General features: G+C 63.6%; 19 protein-coding genes. 2 read left to right on the top strand and 17 right to left on the bottom strand.

What is annotated here, in order from left to right:
* Positions 1-49 precede the first annotated feature (49 nt).
* A complete protein-coding gene (locus XI05_RS39115) occupies positions 50-673 on the bottom strand; it encodes a response regulator transcription factor (protein ID WP_260383158.1) in 624 nt (207 codons plus the stop codon).
* Between the two features lie 302 nt (positions 674-975).
* Here XI05_RS39115 and XI05_RS39110 point away from each other — a divergent pair, with 302 nt between their 5' ends.
* Positions 976-1,659 (top strand): helix-turn-helix domain-containing protein, encoded by a 684-nt coding sequence (locus XI05_RS39110; RefSeq protein ID WP_172784554.1) that lies wholly within the window; start codon positions 976-978, stop codon positions 1,657-1,659.
* Positions 1,660-1,714: 55 nt separating this feature from the next.
* On the opposite strand, the gene XI05_RS39105 is transcribed toward XI05_RS39110, so the two are convergent.
* The 4 genes from XI05_RS39105 to XI05_RS39090 all read right to left on the bottom strand — a co-directional run bounded on the left by XI05_RS39105 (position 1,715) and on the right by XI05_RS39090 (position 5,450).
* Positions 1,715-2,170, bottom strand: a complete 456-nt coding sequence (locus tag XI05_RS39105) for a potassium channel family protein (RefSeq protein WP_271511836.1) — start codon at positions 2,168-2,170, stop codon at positions 1,715-1,717.
* Positions 2,171-2,193: 23 nt separating this feature from the next.
* Entirely contained in the window at positions 2,194-3,318 is a 1,125-nt protein-coding gene (locus XI05_RS39100; protein ID WP_271511834.1) for an AI-2E family transporter, read from the bottom strand.
* A gap of 152 nt (positions 3,319-3,470) precedes the next feature.
* Positions 3,471-4,715: a glycosyltransferase gene (locus tag XI05_RS39095; RefSeq protein WP_271511833.1), complete on the bottom strand. Its 1,245-nt coding sequence runs from the start codon at positions 4,713-4,715 to the stop codon at positions 3,471-3,473.
* Positions 4,716-4,766: 51 nt separating this feature from the next.
* Complete coding sequence (locus XI05_RS39090; protein ID WP_271511831.1) at positions 4,767-5,450, bottom strand: molybdopterin-dependent oxidoreductase; 684 nt, start codon at positions 5,448-5,450, stop codon at positions 4,767-4,769.
* Positions 5,451-5,677: 227 nt separating this feature from the next.
* Here XI05_RS39090 and XI05_RS39085 point away from each other — a divergent pair, with 227 nt between their 5' ends.
* Positions 5,678-6,316 (top strand): TetR/AcrR family transcriptional regulator, encoded by a 639-nt coding sequence (locus XI05_RS39085; protein WP_271511828.1) that lies wholly within the window; start codon positions 5,678-5,680, stop codon positions 6,314-6,316.
* Between the two features lie 323 nt (positions 6,317-6,639).
* Here XI05_RS39085 and dhaK read toward each other — a convergent pair whose 3' ends face one another.
* From dhaK to XI05_RS39025, 12 genes are all read right to left on the bottom strand, one after another.
* Positions 6,640-7,623, bottom strand: coding sequence for a dihydroxyacetone kinase subunit DhaK (gene dhaK / locus XI05_RS39080; protein ID WP_271511826.1), 984 nt, complete (start codon positions 7,621-7,623; stop codon positions 6,640-6,642).
* A gap of 36 nt (positions 7,624-7,659) precedes the next feature.
* Positions 7,660-8,073: a hypothetical protein gene (locus tag XI05_RS39075; RefSeq protein WP_172784643.1), complete on the bottom strand. Its 414-nt coding sequence runs from the start codon at positions 8,071-8,073 to the stop codon at positions 7,660-7,662.
* A 1-nt stretch (position 8,074) separates the two neighbouring features.
* Positions 8,075-9,694 carry a phosphoenolpyruvate--protein phosphotransferase gene (gene ptsP / locus XI05_RS39070; protein WP_271511825.1) on the bottom strand — a complete coding sequence of 540 codons (1,620 nt, stop codon included), beginning with the start codon at positions 9,692-9,694 and terminating at the stop codon, positions 8,075-8,077.
* Position 9,695: 1 nt separating this feature from the next.
* On the bottom strand, positions 9,696-9,998 hold the full coding sequence (locus tag XI05_RS39065; RefSeq protein ID WP_271511823.1) for an HPr family phosphocarrier protein: 303 nt from the start codon (positions 9,996-9,998) through the stop codon (positions 9,696-9,698).
* A gap of 31 nt (positions 9,999-10,029) precedes the next feature.
* The gene (dhaM, locus tag XI05_RS39060) at positions 10,030-10,422 is read right to left on the bottom strand and encodes a dihydroxyacetone kinase phosphoryl donor subunit DhaM (RefSeq protein ID WP_036041954.1); all 393 of its coding nucleotides are present in this window, start codon (positions 10,420-10,422) and stop codon (positions 10,030-10,032) included.
* The gene (gene dhaL / locus XI05_RS39055) at positions 10,419-11,042 is read right to left on the bottom strand and encodes a dihydroxyacetone kinase subunit DhaL (protein ID WP_271511982.1); all 624 of its coding nucleotides are present in this window, start codon (positions 11,040-11,042) and stop codon (positions 10,419-10,421) included. The genes dhaM and dhaL overlap by 4 nt, the downstream gene beginning before the upstream one ends.
* A 13-nt stretch (positions 11,043-11,055) precedes the next feature.
* Positions 11,056-12,078: an ABC transporter ATP-binding protein gene (locus tag XI05_RS39050; protein WP_271511821.1), complete on the bottom strand. Its 1,023-nt coding sequence runs from the start codon at positions 12,076-12,078 to the stop codon at positions 11,056-11,058.
* Positions 12,071-13,168, bottom strand: coding sequence for an ABC transporter ATP-binding protein (locus XI05_RS39045; protein ID WP_271511819.1), 1,098 nt, complete (start codon positions 13,166-13,168; stop codon positions 12,071-12,073). Before XI05_RS39045 ends, XI05_RS39050 begins: the two co-directional genes overlap by 8 nt.
* Positions 13,169-13,178: 10 nt before the next feature.
* On the bottom strand, positions 13,179-13,307 hold the full coding sequence (locus XI05_RS39845) for a hypothetical protein (RefSeq protein ID WP_442869354.1): 129 nt from the start codon (positions 13,305-13,307) through the stop codon (positions 13,179-13,181).
* A 71-nt stretch (positions 13,308-13,378) separates the two neighbouring features.
* Positions 13,379-14,341: a carbohydrate ABC transporter permease gene (locus tag XI05_RS39035; protein WP_271511815.1), complete on the bottom strand. Its 963-nt coding sequence runs from the start codon at positions 14,339-14,341 to the stop codon at positions 13,379-13,381.
* On the bottom strand, positions 14,338-15,261 hold the full coding sequence (locus tag XI05_RS39030) for a carbohydrate ABC transporter permease (protein ID WP_271511981.1): 924 nt from the start codon (positions 15,259-15,261) through the stop codon (positions 14,338-14,340). Before XI05_RS39030 ends, XI05_RS39035 begins: the two co-directional genes overlap by 4 nt.
* Positions 15,262-15,385: 124 nt before the next feature.
* On the bottom strand, positions 15,386-16,744 hold the full coding sequence (locus tag XI05_RS39025; RefSeq protein ID WP_271511813.1) for an ABC transporter substrate-binding protein: 1,359 nt from the start codon (positions 16,742-16,744) through the stop codon (positions 15,386-15,388).
* Between the last annotated feature and the right edge of the window lie 259 nt (positions 16,745-17,003).

The raw sequence follows: 17,003 nt of genomic DNA, 5'->3' as shown, positions 1-17,003 counted from the left end.
GTCCTTTGAGACAGGCAGATTGAGGGAACTTCACGCCGTCCCGAAGCCGTCAGCCTTCGTCCGGATCGAGCATTCCGAGACGCTCTGCGATCGAAACGAGCTCCGCCAGCGAGCGAACCTGCATCTTCTCCATCACTTGATGGCGGTGCGCCTTCACCGTGCGCTCTGTGGTCCCCAGCTCATGCGCGATCTGCTTGTTGATCCGGCCGCGCACGATCAGATCAAACACCTGCCGCTCGCGCTGCGTCAGCGCGGCGAGATGACGACGAAGCAAATCGAGCCTGCTGGCTTGGGCGCGCGCCGTCCGCTGACTGGCCAGCGCCCGCTCGATGGCATCGAGCAGTTGCTCGGACGACACCGGTTTGGTCAGGAAGTCTTCCGCACCGGCCTTGATCGCACGTACCGTCGTTGGCGTGTCGGCATGACCGGTCAGGAAGATGATGGGCAACATCGAACCGGACGCGACCAGCCGGGCCTGCAGGTCCGGACCGCTCAGGCCAGGGATCCGGACGTCGAGCAGGATACACCCGACCTGCTCCTCATCCGATAGCGAATCCAGCAGCTCCAGTGCGGAAGCATAGGTAGCTACCTCGTATCCCGCGAGCTTCAGCCGGCGCTCGATCGCGGTCCGAAAGGACGCGTCGTCGTCAACAACGTGAACAAGGCCTGGCAACTCTACCTCTCGCCAAAAATCAATTGGGACGCCCGACGTCCTTCTCATTTTTCAAATCGATCTTCACGTTTGAAGGTCGAAATATCTGCTTCGCAATATGTCGCATCGCCCTGTGGCCGGGCTTATCATCCAGCGCAGCAATCGCCAGTGCTGTCCTTTGGTACAATGAACCTCGGGACAATGGATAAGAATACTTCCTTGGCCGAAAATCAACTTCGGCGGGAGTGGGATTGCGCGGCGCATTCTCGGCAAAGTATTTCGTTTGACAGACCAATTCGGCGGAAAAGCTGAGGAGTTGGCCTATGTTCGTTCGCATCACGACGGATTCCACGCTGCGTCCCAATACTCTCCGCGACCTCGGCATGGCAAGTCATTCAAATGCGCTGGTCAATTTAAGCGAATTTTCCTACCGAAAAGGCTCCGAGATCTACGGCGAGAAGGAGCCGGCCGAGTATGTCTACCAGGTCAAGTCCGGTGCGGTGCGAAGCTACAAGCTGCTGTCGGACGGCCGCAGGCAGATCGGCGCATTTCACCTCGTCGGCGACATTTTCGGGCTCGAGAACGGCAGCGAGCATCGGTTCACGACGGAAGCCATCGTCGACACCACGGTGCGGCTGATCAAACGCCAAAGCCTGGAAACCGTGGCCGAGGGCGATGCCATGGTGGCCAGAAACCTGCTCAGCATGACCACGAGCAACCTCCAGCACGCGGAAGACCATATGCTGCTTCTCGGCCGCAAGACCTCCCTGGAGCGCGTCGCCGCGTTCCTGCTCGAAATGGACAAGCGCCTGACGGCCGCCGGCGTCATGGCGCTTCCGATGTCGCGACGCGATATCGCCGACTATCTCGGCCTGACGCTGGAGACCGTCTCGCGGGCTCTGTCGCGGCTGCATGAGCTCGGCGTTCTCGGCTTCATCGGCAACACCCAACGCCAGATCGTTCTGCTCGACCGGCATCAGCTCGCAAGCCTCGATCTGCAGTCCTGAGCCGGCGAAATGCCGTTCACGATCCGCAAGGTCGCGATTAACCGAGGCGACAGTATCAGGTGCGCGGCAGGTCCGCACCGGGTTTTTCCGTGAGCCCGAGACGGTCGAGCGTCTTGAGCAAGACTTCGAACAGAATGGCGGCGGACCAGCCGAACAGAAGAACACCGTTCATGGCAGTCAGCGGGCCGATCAGCCGCCATTCGCGTACCGGCGTGATGTCGCCATAGCCGAGCGTGGTGTAGTTGACGAACGCAAAGTAGAGCATATCCGCGTCGGCGGCGGCGGCCCGGACGACATGATAGGTCACCGCCCATGTCAGAATTTCGAGCATGTGGGCGGCCTTCAACACGACGGCGACCGCGATCATGGCGCTCATCAGGTGCAATCGCGGCCGCCTGGTATGGCGCGGGACGGCACTGCGGGCGATGGTGACGGCGACCACCGTCACGAGCGCGTGGATTCCGATATTGATCACGCTGACGAGTGTGCCGACAAGGAATTGGAGCATCATCGGGTTGAAGCCAGCCTTTCAATCTAGGTCAATCGTGCCTCGACGGCATCCTTCGCGACAACGGTCGGCTGATCGACGCGCGCTGGCGCAACGCGGCCGATCCCCATCCACGCGGTCGCAAGCTCCCAGGCCACCGACAGGATGATCGGCCCAATGAACAGGCCGATGATCCCGTGCGCGAGCGTACCGCCAATGACCCCGATCAGGATGACGAGCGTCGGCGTCGTCAGGCCCCGCCCCATGAGGAGCGGCTTCAGCACGTTGTCGAGCAGGCCGACCACGACGAGATAGACCGTCAACAGCAGGGCGACCGTCACGTCCTTGTCCATCCAGATCCAGACCAGCACGGGGAGAAGGACGGGGGCGGCGCCGATCTGGACGATCGACAGCAGGAGCACGACGACCGCGAGCAGTCCCGCGCTCGGGATCTCTGCGAGCTTGAAGCCGATGCCCGCCAGCAGGGCCTGAAGGATGGCGACACCGATGACGCCCTGCGCGACGGCGCGTATGGTGGCACCGGCGAGCTCGAGGAAGTGCTCGCTCTGGCCGGGTACGATGCGCAACAGGAAGCCGCGGAGCGCGGCGACGAGCTGCGCGCCGTGCGGAAGCAGAAAACCAGCGACGATCACCGACAGCAGGAATTGGAGCATTCCAATTCCGGTGTCACCGGCAAACGACAGCATCATTCCGGCGAGCGGTTTCAAGTACGGCGTCACCTCGCGCAACGCCGCACGGATGTTCGTGTAGGCCTCGTTCCAGATCGCGTAGAGCTGAGGACCGATCAACGGCCAGCTCTTGATCTGCTCCGGCGCGGCCTGGAGCGCGAGATCGCCACTGCTGATCTGGCCCGCGAGGTCCCGGATCCCTTCGACTGCACTGAGGCCGAGCCAGGCGGCGGGACCGATGACGGTGCCCAGCGTGACCAGGGTGAGAACGGCTGAAGCTGTCCGGGGCCGGCCACCGAGGCGTTGGGCGAGCCAGGCGAAGACGGGATGAAACGCCACGGCCAGCACGGCGCTCCAGCTCAGGATCGGCACGAACGGCCGGATCACGAGGAAGGTCCAGAAGATCAGCAGCCCGAGCAGGCCCAGCCGGATCACGAGCTGGACAACGTCCTCCGCAGACAGAAGCTGGCGAAGCGTCTTCAAGGCTCATTGCCTCCGGGCCGGCAGACGGCTTCTGAGCAGCTAGCGGGGCGGCCCGCCACGGAGCTTGATCCAGATCAAGCCAGGCGTTCGGTCGCCTAGCGCGATCGGCGACAGGTGCGCAGTCATAAAGGGTTAGCGATACAAATCGAGTTTCACTGAAGGCCGCGGCGTCCCCAGACGTCGCGCCGCGCCAGAGTTACGATCGCCGTGGCGGCCGCCTTCAACCCATCCTCCCGCGCGATGGACACGGCGAGCGCCATGGCGCTGGCGCGTGGAGCGTCCCTGTTCGCCTCGTCGATCGCGCGCGCAAGCCGACCCGTACTCAGGCTTTTGGCAGGCACAGGCGACGGGGCTGCGCCAGCTTTGTGCAGGCGATCGGCCCAGAAAGGCTGGTCGCCCGCGAATGGGACTACCACCGAGGGCACGCCGGCACGGGCCGCGGCGTGGGTAGTGCCGGCACCGCCATGATGGATCGCCAACGCCACGCGGGGAAATAGCCAGCCATGTGGTGCGTCCGCCAACAGATGGACGTTAGCGGGCAAGTCGGCCGCCACGGCGCCCCAGCCGGGGTAGAACAGCGCGCGCCGACCGCGCAGTGCCGCCAGCGCCTCGCTTATCAACTGCGCGCCGCAGAGACCCCCCATGCTGCCAAAACCGAAATAGATCGGCGGCTCGCCTGCGGCGAGAAACTCGCCCAACGCCGCTGGGGGCGACCAGTCCGTCACGGGCGCCAGCCACTGGCCGCAGATCCGCGCGGTTGGTGGCCAGTCGGCTGGCTGCGGCACGAGGCTTGGGGATATGCCGTAGAGCATCGGATGGTCGGTCCAAACACTGCGGCGTGGCGGCAGCCCGCACACGGCATCGCGGGCCGCGTTGACCGATGTTTTGAAGATGCGCCAGAGCAACGCATTGACCAGCCTGTGGCTCGTCCGGTTCAGCCAGCGCGGCACAATACCCGGGCGCACGAATGGTGAGGCGAATTCACCCGTCGGCGTGATCGGGATGAGCCCGGTGCCGATGGCCGGAATGCCGAAGGCCTCGGCAGCAGAAAGGCCCACGAAGCCGGCCAGACCGCCGAGAACCACGGCGTCGCAGTCTTCTGCGGCGGCGGCCGTGGTGCGGAGCCACGCTTCGGATTTAGCGGTAGCGATGCGGGCAAATGCGCTCGCCGTGTCGGCGAAACCGCCGCCGCTTTTAGCAAGCGTGTCCTGCCGGAGCGCGGAGCGAATGTCGCCGGCGAGGCCGGTTGCCGGCACACCGAGGGCCGCGGCGTAGCCGAGCGTGGCGACGTCGGCCAGCAGGTGGGCGCGGTGGCCGGCATCCATCAGCGCCCGGCAAAGCAGCGCCATGGGGCGCGTATCGCCCTCGGTGCCATAGGTGACGGCGACGAACTTCACGTGGCCACCGGGTATTAGGTCTTGTACGCGTTCATGTCGGGCCGTTATCAGTCATTGACCGCCTGACCTCAACTTCGACGCAGGTTCGAGCGCTTCCGCGCAACGCATTATGGTCGGGACGATCAAAGGCCGATATGCGCGCCGCAGGAGCCACCCTGGAAACCCGACGCCGCGCTCCTCCATCGCGACACGAGCCCGCGGATGGAATATGAAGCCAGGCCCTGCCGGGCGATAGCGACGCGGATGGACGCCGAACTCTATTCGCTCGATATGTTTGACGTTCTTGTAGCCGTAGTGGGCCGGTGCCACCAACCGGAGGGGCGCTCCATGAGCCACAGGGAGCGGCGCGCCGTCCAAACGATCGGCGAGCAGCACGTCCGGCTGCAACAGATCGACCAGCGGCAAAGCGGCGTGGTAGCCATCGCTTCCGCGGAACACAACCAGTTGGTCTTCGCACGCTCGAGTTAAAGCGAACGCGGTGCAGAAGTCCCGAAAGCCAACGCCTTCCCAGCGGTGGCCGAGACTGCTCCAGGTTGTGACGCAATGGAAGTCGCTGAGCTGGGCCGTTCGCGGCAATGCTCCCCAACGATCCGGCCCTACTTCGCCGACGACACGACCGTCACTGCTCAATTCAAATCGCACCGTGTCTGGTTTCCTGGGAAAGCGCTTCGCGAAGCGCGGTAAACCGAAACGCGGAAAGGAAGCGATCGCGCGCTGGCCAGTTGGTAAGGTCATCGCCCGTGACCTCGAAGGCTTGCGTGAGACGCCCTGTGCTCCGACGCATTCGGCTGACTGCGCGAGTTAGCGTTAGGGCCGATCGACCAGGGAAACCTGTCGTGTCTGACCTGATCTGCCAATGAGTCAGTGACGGCGACAATCATCGGCAGCCTCCTGTTTTGCACGGCAACTTCGCGGTCGCGAGACTACTTGTTTTCAATAATAGAGTCTAGTATCTAATTCGGATGCCCAGACCATCGAAGTTCACCGAACATCAGATTCTTGATAGCGCAGCGCGTATCATCGCGAACTCTGGCGTAGCCGCCGCCACGATGTCCGCGATCGCCCATGCGCTTGGGGCGCCGTCCGGATCGATCTATCACCGGTTTCAATCACGCGACGAACTGCTGGGCCGCCTGTGGCTCGGCAAGATTGCGGCATTTCACCGGGGTTTTTCAGCGGCGCTCCGACACGACGATCCTAACGAGGCCGCCATCGCCGCCAGTCTGTTCGTTCCTCAGTGGGTCAGGTCGGATCGAACAGGTGCTCGGATCGCGATCATGCATCGGAGGGAGGAGTTTGTAGGAGGTGGCTGGCCGCCAGATATGGAGCGTGAAGCACGGCGCCTGGGAAAGGAGTTTGACGTTGTCCTGGACAACATAACCCGACGGCTATTTGGCGAGGTTTCGCCCACGTTGAGACGCGCGGCTCGATTCGCGATCATTGACATCCCCTATGCCGGAGTGCGCCCGCACATCTCGCGCGGTGAAGCGCCGCCACCCGAGATCGACAATCTCGTGCGCGCGGCAGCAATAGCGAGCATTCGCGCAACGCGCGAAACCTACACTGAACTAACCGGAGCACGCCGACCAACCGCCACGTGATCGAAGCGCAGCGAACGTAAGTGACAAGCACCCCATCGTGCGGGCAATTCAGGAAAAGCCTCAACGAAGCGTGAGGGACATGATGAAGTTGGATCACACCCGGCCAATCCGACGGCGCCACATAATGGGCTCGCCGGACCCCGCGCTTGGGAGGGCCAGAGAAATAGCTGTCTACCGCCCCAAAAAGAAGCCGTGTCCGAAGGACACGGCAAGTTTCAGGGAGGGTGAACCGGGAAAATTCCCGATGCATGCGTGAGGCGTGGCCCCGGCCAATCATCCGCCGGAGCACGATCGAAATCATCAGCAGCCGTTCGCAGCCGCCGTCACCACTTCAATGCGGCCGTGCGCACGGGATGGTCCCAAAGCGCACGGGTCTCGGTATCGAGCAGAGTCACGGTGAGCGAGCACCCCGCCATGTCCAGCGAGGTGACATAGCTGCCGACCAGCGAGCGGGCGATGCGCAAGCCGCGCTTTTCGAGCATCCGCCGCGCCGCATTGTACATCAGATAGAGTTCGATCGCGGGCGTTCCGCCAAATCCATTGACGAGAAGCAGGGCTTCGTTGCCCTCGCGGGCGTCGAGATCCCCGGCAATGGCAGTGGTCATCTCAAGAGCGATCGCATCGGCGCGCTCCAGCTTGACGCGGCGGCGTCCCGGTTCGCCATGGATACCGACACCCACTTCCATCTCATCGTCGGCGAGCACAAAGGTCGGCGTGCCTGCAGCCGGAACCGTGCAACTCGTTAGTGCCACCCCCATCGAGCGCGTCCGGGCGTTGACGCGCTCGCCGAGTGCAACGCAAGCTTGGAGGTCGGCCCCCTTCTCGGCCGCCGCGCCGACGATCTTCTCGACGATCAGAGTCCCGGCCACACCCCGGCGGCCGATGCTGTGGGTGGAATTCTCGACCGCGACGTCATCGTCGGTCACGATGGTCGCCGTGAGCCCCTCGGAAATCTCGGCCGCCATCTCGAAATTCATGCGGTCACCCGCGTAGTTCTTCACGATGAAGAGCACGCCGGCGTCGCCCGAAACGGCCTGCGCCGCCTCGACGATCTGGTCCGGTGTCGGCGAGGTAAAGACCTGTCCCGGACAGGCCGCATCGAGCATGCCATAGCCGACGAAGCCCGCATGCAGCGGCTCGTGCCCGCTCCCGCCGCCCGATACGAGCGCGACCTTCCGCGAATTGAGCTCGCGGCGCCGCACGAACTTCCGCTCGGGCCCGAGCGTCACGAGATCGGCATGCGCCGCAGCCAACCCGTCGAGGCTCTCCGCGAGCACGCCATCAACCGAATTGATGAACTTTTTCATGTTCTCCTCCCCGCTTCGTCTCCCTGAGCTTGGCGCTCATTTTTCCCGTATGATCGCACTCAAGCGCCGCGCGAATTCCTGCAGCAGCGCATCGAGCTCCGCATTGCGCTTCGAGCTACCGAGGTCCGGCAGGTGCAGCGTCAGCGTCCGTTCATGCGCCCCCTCCGTCAGGCGGCCGATCCGGCGCGGGTGCGCACGGGTGTAGGCACGAAGGAACGCCGCCTTCGCCTGCGGCGGGAAATGGCAGACGTCGAAGATCGTGTTCAGGTGCTGCACGGGAATCGGCACCGGATAGGCCGGGTTGCTGATCTGGCTGACAAAGCTGCGGTTCTTGCCCATGGCATGGGCCAGCCGCAACCGCATGCCTGACGGGCGGCTCTCGAGCACCTCCTTGAAGATGCGCTTGTAGACCGCAACGGCGCCGGCCTCCGCAGGTTCATCGATCGCCATGTCAGCCAAGCCCGCCTCCGCTGCTCAAGCGGTCGATGGTCTGCTTGATCTGCGCGAGCGCCGACGCATTCACCGACAACTCGCGCAGGCCGCAATTCAGGAGCGCGGGCAGACAGCGCGGATCGCCCGCCATGTCGCCGCACAGGCTGACGCTGGTGCCAGTGCGACGTCCGTGCTCCGCGGTTCGCGCGATCAGTTCGAGCAGGGCCGGATGCAAGGGATCCATCAAGGGGGCGAGAGCTCCATTGGAACGGTCGCACGCAAGGACATATTGCGCGAGATCGTTCGAGCCGATCGAGAAGAAGGAGGCCTTGAAGGTCGCGATCGCCAGGGCCGCCGCCGGGACCTCGACCATGATTCCCAGCTCCGGAAGCATCGCGGCAATGCCCTCGGCCTGCAAGCGCTGCACGATTTCGGCGAACAGCTTCCGTCCGGACTCGAACTCGTCCGGCGCCGTGACCATCGGAAACATGACCCTGAGATTTCCATGCACGGCCGCACGCGCCAGCGCGCGGAGCTGCACGCTGAAAATCTCGGGGCGGGCGAGGCAAAGCCGCAGGCCACGCACGCCCAGAAAGGGATTGGCCTCACCGTCGATGGTGAATCCAGGTACCGGCTTGTCGCCGCCGGCATCGAAGGTGCGAATGGTAACCGGGCGTCGATCGGCCCAGCGCAGAACGGCATCGTAGGCGCGATACTGCGTCTCCTCGTCCGGCAGGCCGCCGCGCTCGGCGAGCAGAAACTCGGTGCGCATCAATCCAATGCCGTCGGCATATTGTGCGTCGGCATGATCGAGATCCTCGACGCGCTGGATGTTGATGAGCAGCTTGATCCGCTCCCCGCGCCATGATGCGGTCGGCCGTCGCAGGATCGCCCGCGCGGACGCCCGGCTCTTGCGATGAATTTCGCGCCGCTTCTCGAATAGCCGGAGCTGCTCGACGCTGGGATCGAGCTCGAGAGTAGCGCCCTCGCCATCGAGCAGCGCCGTCGCGCCGATCTCCGGAACGGCGCCGAGCTGCACGACCATGGGGATGCCTCGCGCGCGCGCCAGCATCGCGACATGACTGGTGGGGCTACCGCGCAGGAGCGCAAGACCACCGCCGGCCGACCAGTCGATCTCCAGGAAACGCGAGGGCGGCAGATCGTCGGCGCAAACGACGGCACCGCTCGGTATCTTGGGGGCCTCGCCCCCGCCTCCGCGCAAGATGCTGATGATGCGGTCGCGCAGATCCGCAAGATCGGAGCAGCGCGCCCTCAGATACTCGTCCTCGGCCGAATTATAGTCCGCAATCTGCTCGTCGAGCGCGGAACGCCACGCGACGTCGGCGGCGTCCCCTTCGCTTATTGCCGTGAAGATCGCTTCGATGAAATCCTCATCCTCCAACAGCGCGACCTGGAACTCGAGAATCTGCGCGGCCTCACCTCCCGCGATCGCGGCGAGCTCGGCGATCTGCCCACTCGCCGCGTCGATCGCCTTGCGAAGATCGAGCGCCTCCTCGACCAGCGAGCCTGCGATCCGCTCGCCATTCATGCCCGCATCGACACGGACGAGCGGGCCGTGGGCAAAGCCGATCGAGGCGGTCCTGCCGTGATAAGCCAGTCCGGCAGCGCTTCCCCGCATGCTACGACGCCTCGTCCGGAAAGTCTGTTGCGATCAGGTTGACCAGGGCGGCGACGGCAGTCTCCGCGTCGCTGCCCGACGCCTTGATCTCGATCGTGCTGCCGTGAGCCGCGCGCATGGCCATGATCTTGGCCACGCTCTTGGCATTGATCCACTCGGCCGCGCCCGCCACCCGGACGGAAATCTGGGCCTGGAACTTCTTGGCCAGCTTGGTCAACTTGACCGCCGGGCGTGCATGCATGCCCACCGCGTGCACCAGCCGCACATTCTTGGTGATAATCTGGCCGTCCGCTTTATCCAGCATCGTCTCATTCCATCATCGTTTCGCCGACGCGTCAGTCGGCAGAGAGTTCCTCGGCCACGGCCTTGACCTGGGCCAGCGAGCTGCCGCCCGCCGCCTCGGTCGCCGCCATCACGGCGCCCTCGACGATCGGCGCGTTGCATACGACAACGAGATCGCGGCGTGCCGGCTCCAGCATTTCGACCGCCATCTCGCTGTTTGTTTCGGCGCCGCCGAGATCGACGAGGATCGCGACGCCTTTCGCCGACCAGGCATCGTTGATGGCATCGACGATCAGCGACACGCTGGTGCCGAGCCCGCCATCGGGATTGCCGCCGCAGAAGGCCACCTTGACCTCGCTACCGACCATCTGCCGCACCATGTCGGCGGTGCCTTTGGCGATGTCCTTCGAATGCGAGACGATCACGATTCCCACGGCATCAGTCATTGCTTTCCCTCCAGGCTCGCGCATACCGCCTGCACGAGAACACAGCTCGAGCGCGCGCCGGGGTCGATGTGACCGACGCTGCGCGGCCCGAGAAACGACGCCCGCCCCTTGGTGGCCTGCATCGGCGCGGTCCGCTCGACCGCCTCCGCGGCCGTTGTGCTGACTCGCGCGATCAGGTCCGATTGGCCGGCCGCATTCTTCAGCGTCTCCAGCACCGGAACGAGCACGTCGAGCATGGTCTTTTCGCCGACGTGCGAACGGCCGCGGGCGCTGACGGCGTTCACGCCGCTGCCGAAGACATCGGCGATGTCCTCAGGCAGGTGCTTGTCGTGCGAGAGGGCCTCGCCCGCGGCGAGGAAGAAGCTGCCGTAAAGCGGGCCGGAAGCACCGCCGACCGTCATCACGAGCGTCTTTCCGATCGTCTTCAAAGCCTCGTCGAACGGCTGTTCGGAGATCGCATCGAGCTTGCCGAGCACGGCTTCGAACCCGCGCTTCATATTGTATCCGTGGTCGCCGTCACCGATCGCCTGGTCCAGGCTCGTGAGCTCGGGCGCGCTGGCAATGACCCGCTCTGCGGCCACCCTGACCAGCGATTTGAACGTCTCGGGTTGCAACGACATCGCGTTTGATCCTCTAATGAACCGCCGGGAGGCGCTGCCCGGCGCCATCGAAGCAGAGCGGTTGCACCAGATCCAGCTCGACCTCCTGACCGGCATGCAGCGGTTGATGCGGATCCGCAAGCGTGACCAGCATCTCTCCCTTATAGTCCAGGTGAACGTGATTCTGCTCGCCGAGGTGCTCGACCCGGTGCACCCGGCCGACCATCGGCCCGCCATTGCGCGCCGCGAGGCGGAGGTGCTCGGTGCGGATGCCGACAGTCTCCGTTCCCGGCGCCAGCGGCACGTCCGACAACAGCCGCGCGGGGAGGAAATTGATCTGGGGCGTGCCGAGGCGCGAGGCGACATAGCTCGACGACGGACTCTCGTAGATCTCCCGGGGCTTGCCGAGCTGGAGCAGCTCGCCGTCCTTGATCACCCCGATCCGGGACGCCATCGTCATGGCCTCGACCTGATCGTGGGTGACGTAGAGGATGGTCGCACCAAGCTCGAGCTGGATCCGCTTCAGCTCCAGCCGAAGCTCGGCACGGAGCTTGGCGTCCAGCGACGACAGCGGCTCGTCCATCAGATAGATCGAGGGATCGCGGACCAGCGCACGACCGATTGCCACCCGCTGCATCTCGCCGCCTGAAAGTCGGGTTGCGCGATTGTTCAGCTTGCTTGCGATATGCAGCAACTCCGCCGTCTGCTCGACCCGCTTCTTGATGATCGGCTCCGATATCCGTCGCGCGGGCGAGCGCAACGGGAACGCAAGGTTGTCATAGACGGTGAGATGCGGATAGAGCGAATATTGCTGGAAGACGAAGGCAATATCGCGCGCTCCCGGAGGAGCCAGCGTGACGTCGCGTCCGTCGATCATGACCGAACCGGAATCGGGAGTCTCGAGCCCGGTGATCAGCCGCAAGGTCGTGGTCTTGCCGGCACCGCTCGGTCCGAGCAGCACCAAGAATTCTCCGTCGTTCACCGAGAGCGAGAGCTCGCGCACCGCCGCCACCGTGCCGAACCGCTTGCTGATGTTGCGTAAGGCGACGTCAGCCATGGTTTGCGCTCCCCTCGTTGGCCGTTCGTATCGCAAGGCCGCTGGCGACGTCGAACAACGCGAGTCGTTCCGAACGGAATTCAAGGCCGACCCGCTCGCCGATGCGCACGGGCGCGCTGGAAGGCAATCGCGCCGCAATGCGCCCATGCGCGGTGTCGACGGTGACGATCTGCGTGGTCCCAAGATACTCGGCGCCAAACACCTCGCCGCGGACGGGCGCCGCGTCGGCAAAGCGGATATGCTCCGGACGAACGCCGAGTGCGATACGGGCGCTGGCACGATCCTCCCGGATCTCCGGCACCGCGATGCTCGTGTCATGGAAGCTGATCGTTCGATCGCCAGAGCGCAGACCTGCATCGAAGCGCAGAAAATTCATCGGCGGTGAGCCGATGAAATCGGCCACGAACATGCTCGCGGGCCGATCATAGATCTCCTGCGGCAGGCCGATCTGCTCGACGCGCCCCTGGTTCATGACCGCGATCCGATCCGCCATCGACATCGCCTCGAGCTGGTCATGCGTCACGTAGACCGTGGTCGCCCCGATGCGATCGTGCAGGTCGCGGAGCTCGCTGCACATCAGATGACGAAACTCGGCATCGAGCGCGCCCAGCGGCTCGTCCATCAGAAAGGCCTTTGGCCGCCGCACCATGGCACGGCCCAGCGCAACCCGCTGCCGATCGCCGCCAGACAGCTTCGACGTCTTGCTCGACAGCAGATGCTCGATCCGCAGCAGTTTGGCTGTCTCCTGCACCCGCTGGTAAATATCGCGCCGGGCCATGCCCTGGCACTTGAGCGGAAAGCCGATATTCTCGGCGACGTTCATGTGCGGATACAGTGCGAAAAGCTGAAATACGAAGGCGATATCGCGCGCGGATGCGCGCTGGAAGGTGACGTCCTCATTGTCGAGCAGGATCTTGCCTTCAGTCGGCAGCTCCAGGCCCGCAATCATGCGCAAGGTGGTGGTCTTGCCGCAACCGGAGGGGCCGAGCATCGCAAAGAAGGTGCCATCCTCGATCGTGAAGTTGGAGCCTTGTACGGCGGTAAACTGATCGAACGACTTGCGCAGGTTTTCGACGCGGATTTGTGCCATGTCTGCCGCCTTATTCCGGAAAATGGCTCACCACGACGTAGCCGAGCGTGCCGGCCAGGATCGTCACGAAGGAATAGCCGTAGAGATCGATCGACCAGGGTTGCACCAACATGACGATGCCTCCGCCGATCAGCGTCATCGCAGCCGTCTCCCAGGGACCGCGTCGGAACCAACGAGAGACCACGCCTTTGGCGACTGCAGCAGAACCGCTCATTTGCGCACAGCTCCGAAGGTGATGCCGCGCAGCAGGTGCTTGCGCAACAATACGGTGAACAGGACGATCGGCACGACGAACAGGGTGGTGGCCGCGGCAACCGCCGGCCAATCCTGGCCGCCCTCCCCGATGATGAAGGGGATGAAGGGCGGCATGGTCTGCGCCTCGCCGCTGGTCAGGAGAACCGCGAAGGCATATTCGTTCCAGGAGAAGATCAGGCAGAAGATCGCCGTGGCTGCGATGCCCGTGACGGCTTGCGGCAACACCACCTTGCGCAGCGCCTGCAGCCGCGTGTAGCCGTCGACAAGAGCTGCCTCTTCGTATTCGCGCGGGATCTCGTCGATGAAGCCCTTGAGCAGCCAGACCGCGAGCGAGACGTTCACGGCAGTGTAGAGCAGGATCATTCCGAGCCTGGTGTCGGTCAGATTGAGCTGCCGGTACATCAGATAGATGGGGATTGCGACAGCAACGGGCGGCATCATGCGCGTCGAGAGAATGAAGAACAGAAGGTCGTCAGCCAGGGGAATGCGAAAGCGCGAGAAAGCGTAGGCCGCGAGCGTGCCGAGAAAGACGGCCAGGAAGGTCGAGCCGAACCCAATGATCAGCGAGTTGACGAAGCGCGGCACGACCTTCGACGGTCCGGCAATGACCATGTCGCGCTGGCGCACGAGCTTGTCGTACCACGTCTCCGGCGGCGGCAGCTTGGCGATGAAGTCTGGCGTTTGCCGGGTGCGCACGGTGAACAGGTTCACATAGCCTTCGAGGGTCGGCTCGAAGATGACCTTGGGCGGATATGCGATCGCATCGCTCTGAGATTTGAAGGCGGTGGCGACGATCCAGACCAGCGGCAGGATCGTGATCACGGCGTAGAGGATGACGAGGCTACCTGCCACCATCTTTGCGCGCGGCGACGCTTCGACAATGGAGTGCGCGGTGGACTTGGTGAGGGCGGCGGTCATCGTTGCTTCACCTTGTTAAGCGCTTTCACGTATATGTTCGCCGCACCGAACACGGTGACGAACAAGATGATGGCGAGCGCACTGGAATAGCCGGTGCGCCACTTCTCGAACGCCGCGCGCTTCAGCGTGATCGACACGAGCTCGGTGGTCGAGCCCGGGCCTCCGGACGTCAACAAATTGACCATGTCGAACATTTTGAAATTCTCGATCGCGCGGAACAGCACGGCGAGCATCAGGAATGGAACCGTCATCGGCAGCGTGATCGACCAGAACTGCCGCCAGGCCGAGGCGCGATCGACTTCGGCCGCCTCATAGATGTAGTCGGGAATGGAGCGAAGCCCGGCGAGGCAGATCAGCATGACGTAGGGCGCCCACATCCAGGTGTCGACCAGCACGATGGTCCAGGGTGCGAGCGAAACCTGCCCGGTCATGCTGAACGAGCTCGGCGGCACGCCGGTGAACAGACTGATCAGATAGTTGAATGGCCCGATCTGCGGCTGCAGCAGCAGCGTCCAGAAATTGCCGACCACAGCCGGCGACAGCATCATCGGCAGCAGGATGATCGTGGTCCAGAAGCTGTGGCCGCGAAACTGGCGGTTGATCAGGAGCGCGAGGCCAAAGCCAATGACGACCTGAAACGCGACGGACCAGATCACGAACTGCGCCGTGGTCTGGAGCCGGAACCAGACGTCCTCGTCGGTGAGGATGTCGGTGAAATTGTCGAGACCGACGAACCGCAGCGGCAGATAGGACATGCTGAGATTGAGGCTGGTGAAGGACAGCCGGATCATCCACACCAGTGGAAAGATGTTGATCGCCAGCAACAGCGCGATCGTCGGCGCGACGAACAGCCAGGCGATGGTCCGGTCCGACAGTCCGCGGACAGGTCGCGCAGTGCGAGATTTGACGGGCTCGCTCATGCCGGGAAATGTAGCATCGTCGGGTTGAAGGATCGTGGTCATCTTGTCCATCGGCTGGCTGGCTCGGGTTCCCCGAGGCGCATACGCCCCGGGGTACCTTTTCGGTCGAGGCGAGGCCCAAGACCTATTGCGAGGCGACCTGCTTGCCTTGCTCCTTGAAGACCTTGGTCCAGTCCTTGACCAGGAGATCGAGCGCCTGCTGCGCCGTGCCTTTGTCGGCGACGACGTAGTCATGCACCCGCTTCTGCATGTCGAGCAGCAGTTGCGCGTAGGACGGCTCGGCCCAGAAGTCCTTGACAATGCCCATCGATTCCAGGAATTGCGGCGCGAATGCCGCGCTCTTCGGGAAGTCGGGCGCGTCGACCACCGCCTTCAGCGCCGAGTAGCCACCGAGCTGCCACCACTTCTGCTGCACCGCGGGCTGCGCGAACCACTTGATGTAAGCCAGCGCGTCGTTCTTGCGATCGGAGGTCGCTACGACCGAGATGCCCTGTCCGCCGAGCTGGGTGAAGTGTCCGTTCGGGCCGGCCGGATTGACGAAGAAGCCGATCTTGTCGCCGCCGACATTAGGATCCTTGTAGAGGCCGGGGAAGAAGGCGAACCAGTTCATCTGCATCGCCACCTGTCCGGACTTGAAGGCGTCGAGCCCCTCCTGCATGTACGCGTTGGTCATGCCCGGCGCCGTGCAGCACTTGTAGAGCTCCTTGTAGAACTCGAGCCCCTTGGTCGCGTCGGGCGAATTGACGATGCCCTGCATCTGGTACGGCTTCTTGGGATTGTCGTAAGCGAAGCCGAAATTGTAGAGCACGTTGGTCACGCCCATGGTGATGCCTTCGGAGCCGCGCTCGGTGAAGATGTAGGCGCCATAGACCTTCTTGCCGTCGATCTCGCGGCCCTGGAAGAACTCGGCGACCTGCTTCAGCTCGTCATAGGTCTTCGGCGGCGCCAGGTCGCGGCCGTACTTGGCCTTGAACGCGGATTGAATTTCGGGCCGCGAGAACCAGTCCTTGCGATAAGTCCAGCCGACCGCATCCGCCATGGCTGGCAGCGCCCAATAGTTCGGCGAGTTCTTCGGCCACTGCGAATAGCCGACGACGGTCGCCGGGACGAAGTCGTCCATCGAAATCTTCTCCTTGTCGAAGAAATCGTTGAGCTTCACGTACCACTTGTTCTCGGCGGCGCCGCCGATCCACTGACTGTCGCCGATAATCAGGTCGCAGAGCTTGCCATGGGAGTTGAGCTCATTGAGGAAGCGATCGGCATAGCTCGTCCACGGGACGAACTCGTATTTCATCTCGATGCCGGACTGCTTCGTGAAGTCCTTGCCGAGCTCGACCAGCGCGTTGGCCGGATCCCATGCCGCCCAGCACAGCGTGAGCTGCTTACCTTGGGCCGCAGCTTCGCCTCCGCCAAATCCCCCCAGCAGCGCCACCCCAAGAACCGTGGTGGCCGCCGAGCCTCTCAACCAATTGAATGTCCGCATATCCGTTTCCTCTCTCGTTGAAGCATCTAACCCGCTCGGCGCGTCCTGCCGGAACGACGCCAAGACCCTGAAACCGAGTTTGAGGAGCGATGAATGAAGGACGAGACGGACCGCTTCCGGAGACGGCTCCGGAATGGCTTGGGCTCCTCCCACACATCGGCCCGATGCGTGATGTTTAGTTTTTTGTAACACTAAACGTATTACTAAATTTCGGAGATCGTCAAGCCCCGTTTGTCGCGAGTCCGGCGAAAGGCCTGCG

The sequence above is a fragment of the Bradyrhizobium sp. CCBAU 11357 genome, assembly GCF_028128865.1.
GTDB lineage: Bacteria > Pseudomonadota > Alphaproteobacteria > Rhizobiales > Xanthobacteraceae > Bradyrhizobium.
This window is presented reverse-complemented; position numbering and strand designations above follow the sequence as displayed.

Bases quoted from the DNA above. Each gene is read 5' to 3' on its own strand.
- XI05_RS39110 (WP_172784554.1), top strand. From the start codon at position 976: ATGTTCGTTCGCATCACGACGGATTCCACGCTGCGTCCCAATACTCTC.
- XI05_RS39105 (WP_271511836.1), bottom strand. From the start codon at position 2,170: ATGATGCTCCAATTCCTTGTCGGCACACTCGTCAGCGTGATCAATATC.
- XI05_RS39090 (WP_271511831.1), bottom strand. From the start codon at position 5,450: ATGACCTTACCAACTGGCCAGCGCGCGATCGCTTCCTTTCCGCGTTTC.
- XI05_RS39085 (WP_271511828.1), top strand. From the start codon at position 5,678: ATGCCCAGACCATCGAAGTTCACCGAACATCAGATTCTTGATAGCGCA.
- dhaK (WP_271511826.1), bottom strand. From the start codon at position 7,623: ATGAAAAAGTTCATCAATTCGGTTGATGGCGTGCTCGCGGAGAGCCTC.
- XI05_RS39075 (WP_172784643.1), bottom strand. From the start codon at position 8,073: ATGGCGATCGATGAACCTGCGGAGGCCGGCGCCGTTGCGGTCTACAAG.
- ptsP (WP_271511825.1), bottom strand. From the start codon at position 9,694: ATGCGGGGAAGCGCTGCCGGACTGGCTTATCACGGCAGGACCGCCTCG.
- XI05_RS39065 (WP_271511823.1), bottom strand. From the start codon at position 9,998: ATGCTGGATAAAGCGGACGGCCAGATTATCACCAAGAATGTGCGGCTG.
- dhaM (WP_036041954.1), bottom strand. From the start codon at position 10,422: ATGACTGATGCCGTGGGAATCGTGATCGTCTCGCATTCGAAGGACATC.
- dhaL (WP_271511982.1), bottom strand. From the start codon at position 11,042: ATGTCGTTGCAACCCGAGACGTTCAAATCGCTGGTCAGGGTGGCCGCA.
- XI05_RS39050 (WP_271511821.1), bottom strand. From the start codon at position 12,078: ATGGCTGACGTCGCCTTACGCAACATCAGCAAGCGGTTCGGCACGGTG.
- XI05_RS39045 (WP_271511819.1), bottom strand. From the start codon at position 13,168: ATGGCACAAATCCGCGTCGAAAACCTGCGCAAGTCGTTCGATCAGTTT.
- XI05_RS39845 (WP_442869354.1), bottom strand. From the start codon at position 13,307: ATGACGCTGATCGGCGGAGGCATCGTCATGTTGGTGCAACCCTGGTCG.
- XI05_RS39035 (WP_271511815.1), bottom strand. From the start codon at position 14,341: ATGACCGCCGCCCTCACCAAGTCCACCGCGCACTCCATTGTCGAAGCG.
- XI05_RS39030 (WP_271511981.1), bottom strand. From the start codon at position 15,261: ATGAGCGAGCCCGTCAAATCTCGCACTGCGCGACCTGTCCGCGGACTG.
- XI05_RS39025 (WP_271511813.1), bottom strand. From the start codon at position 16,744: ATGCGGACATTCAATTGGTTGAGAGGCTCGGCGGCCACCACGGTTCTT.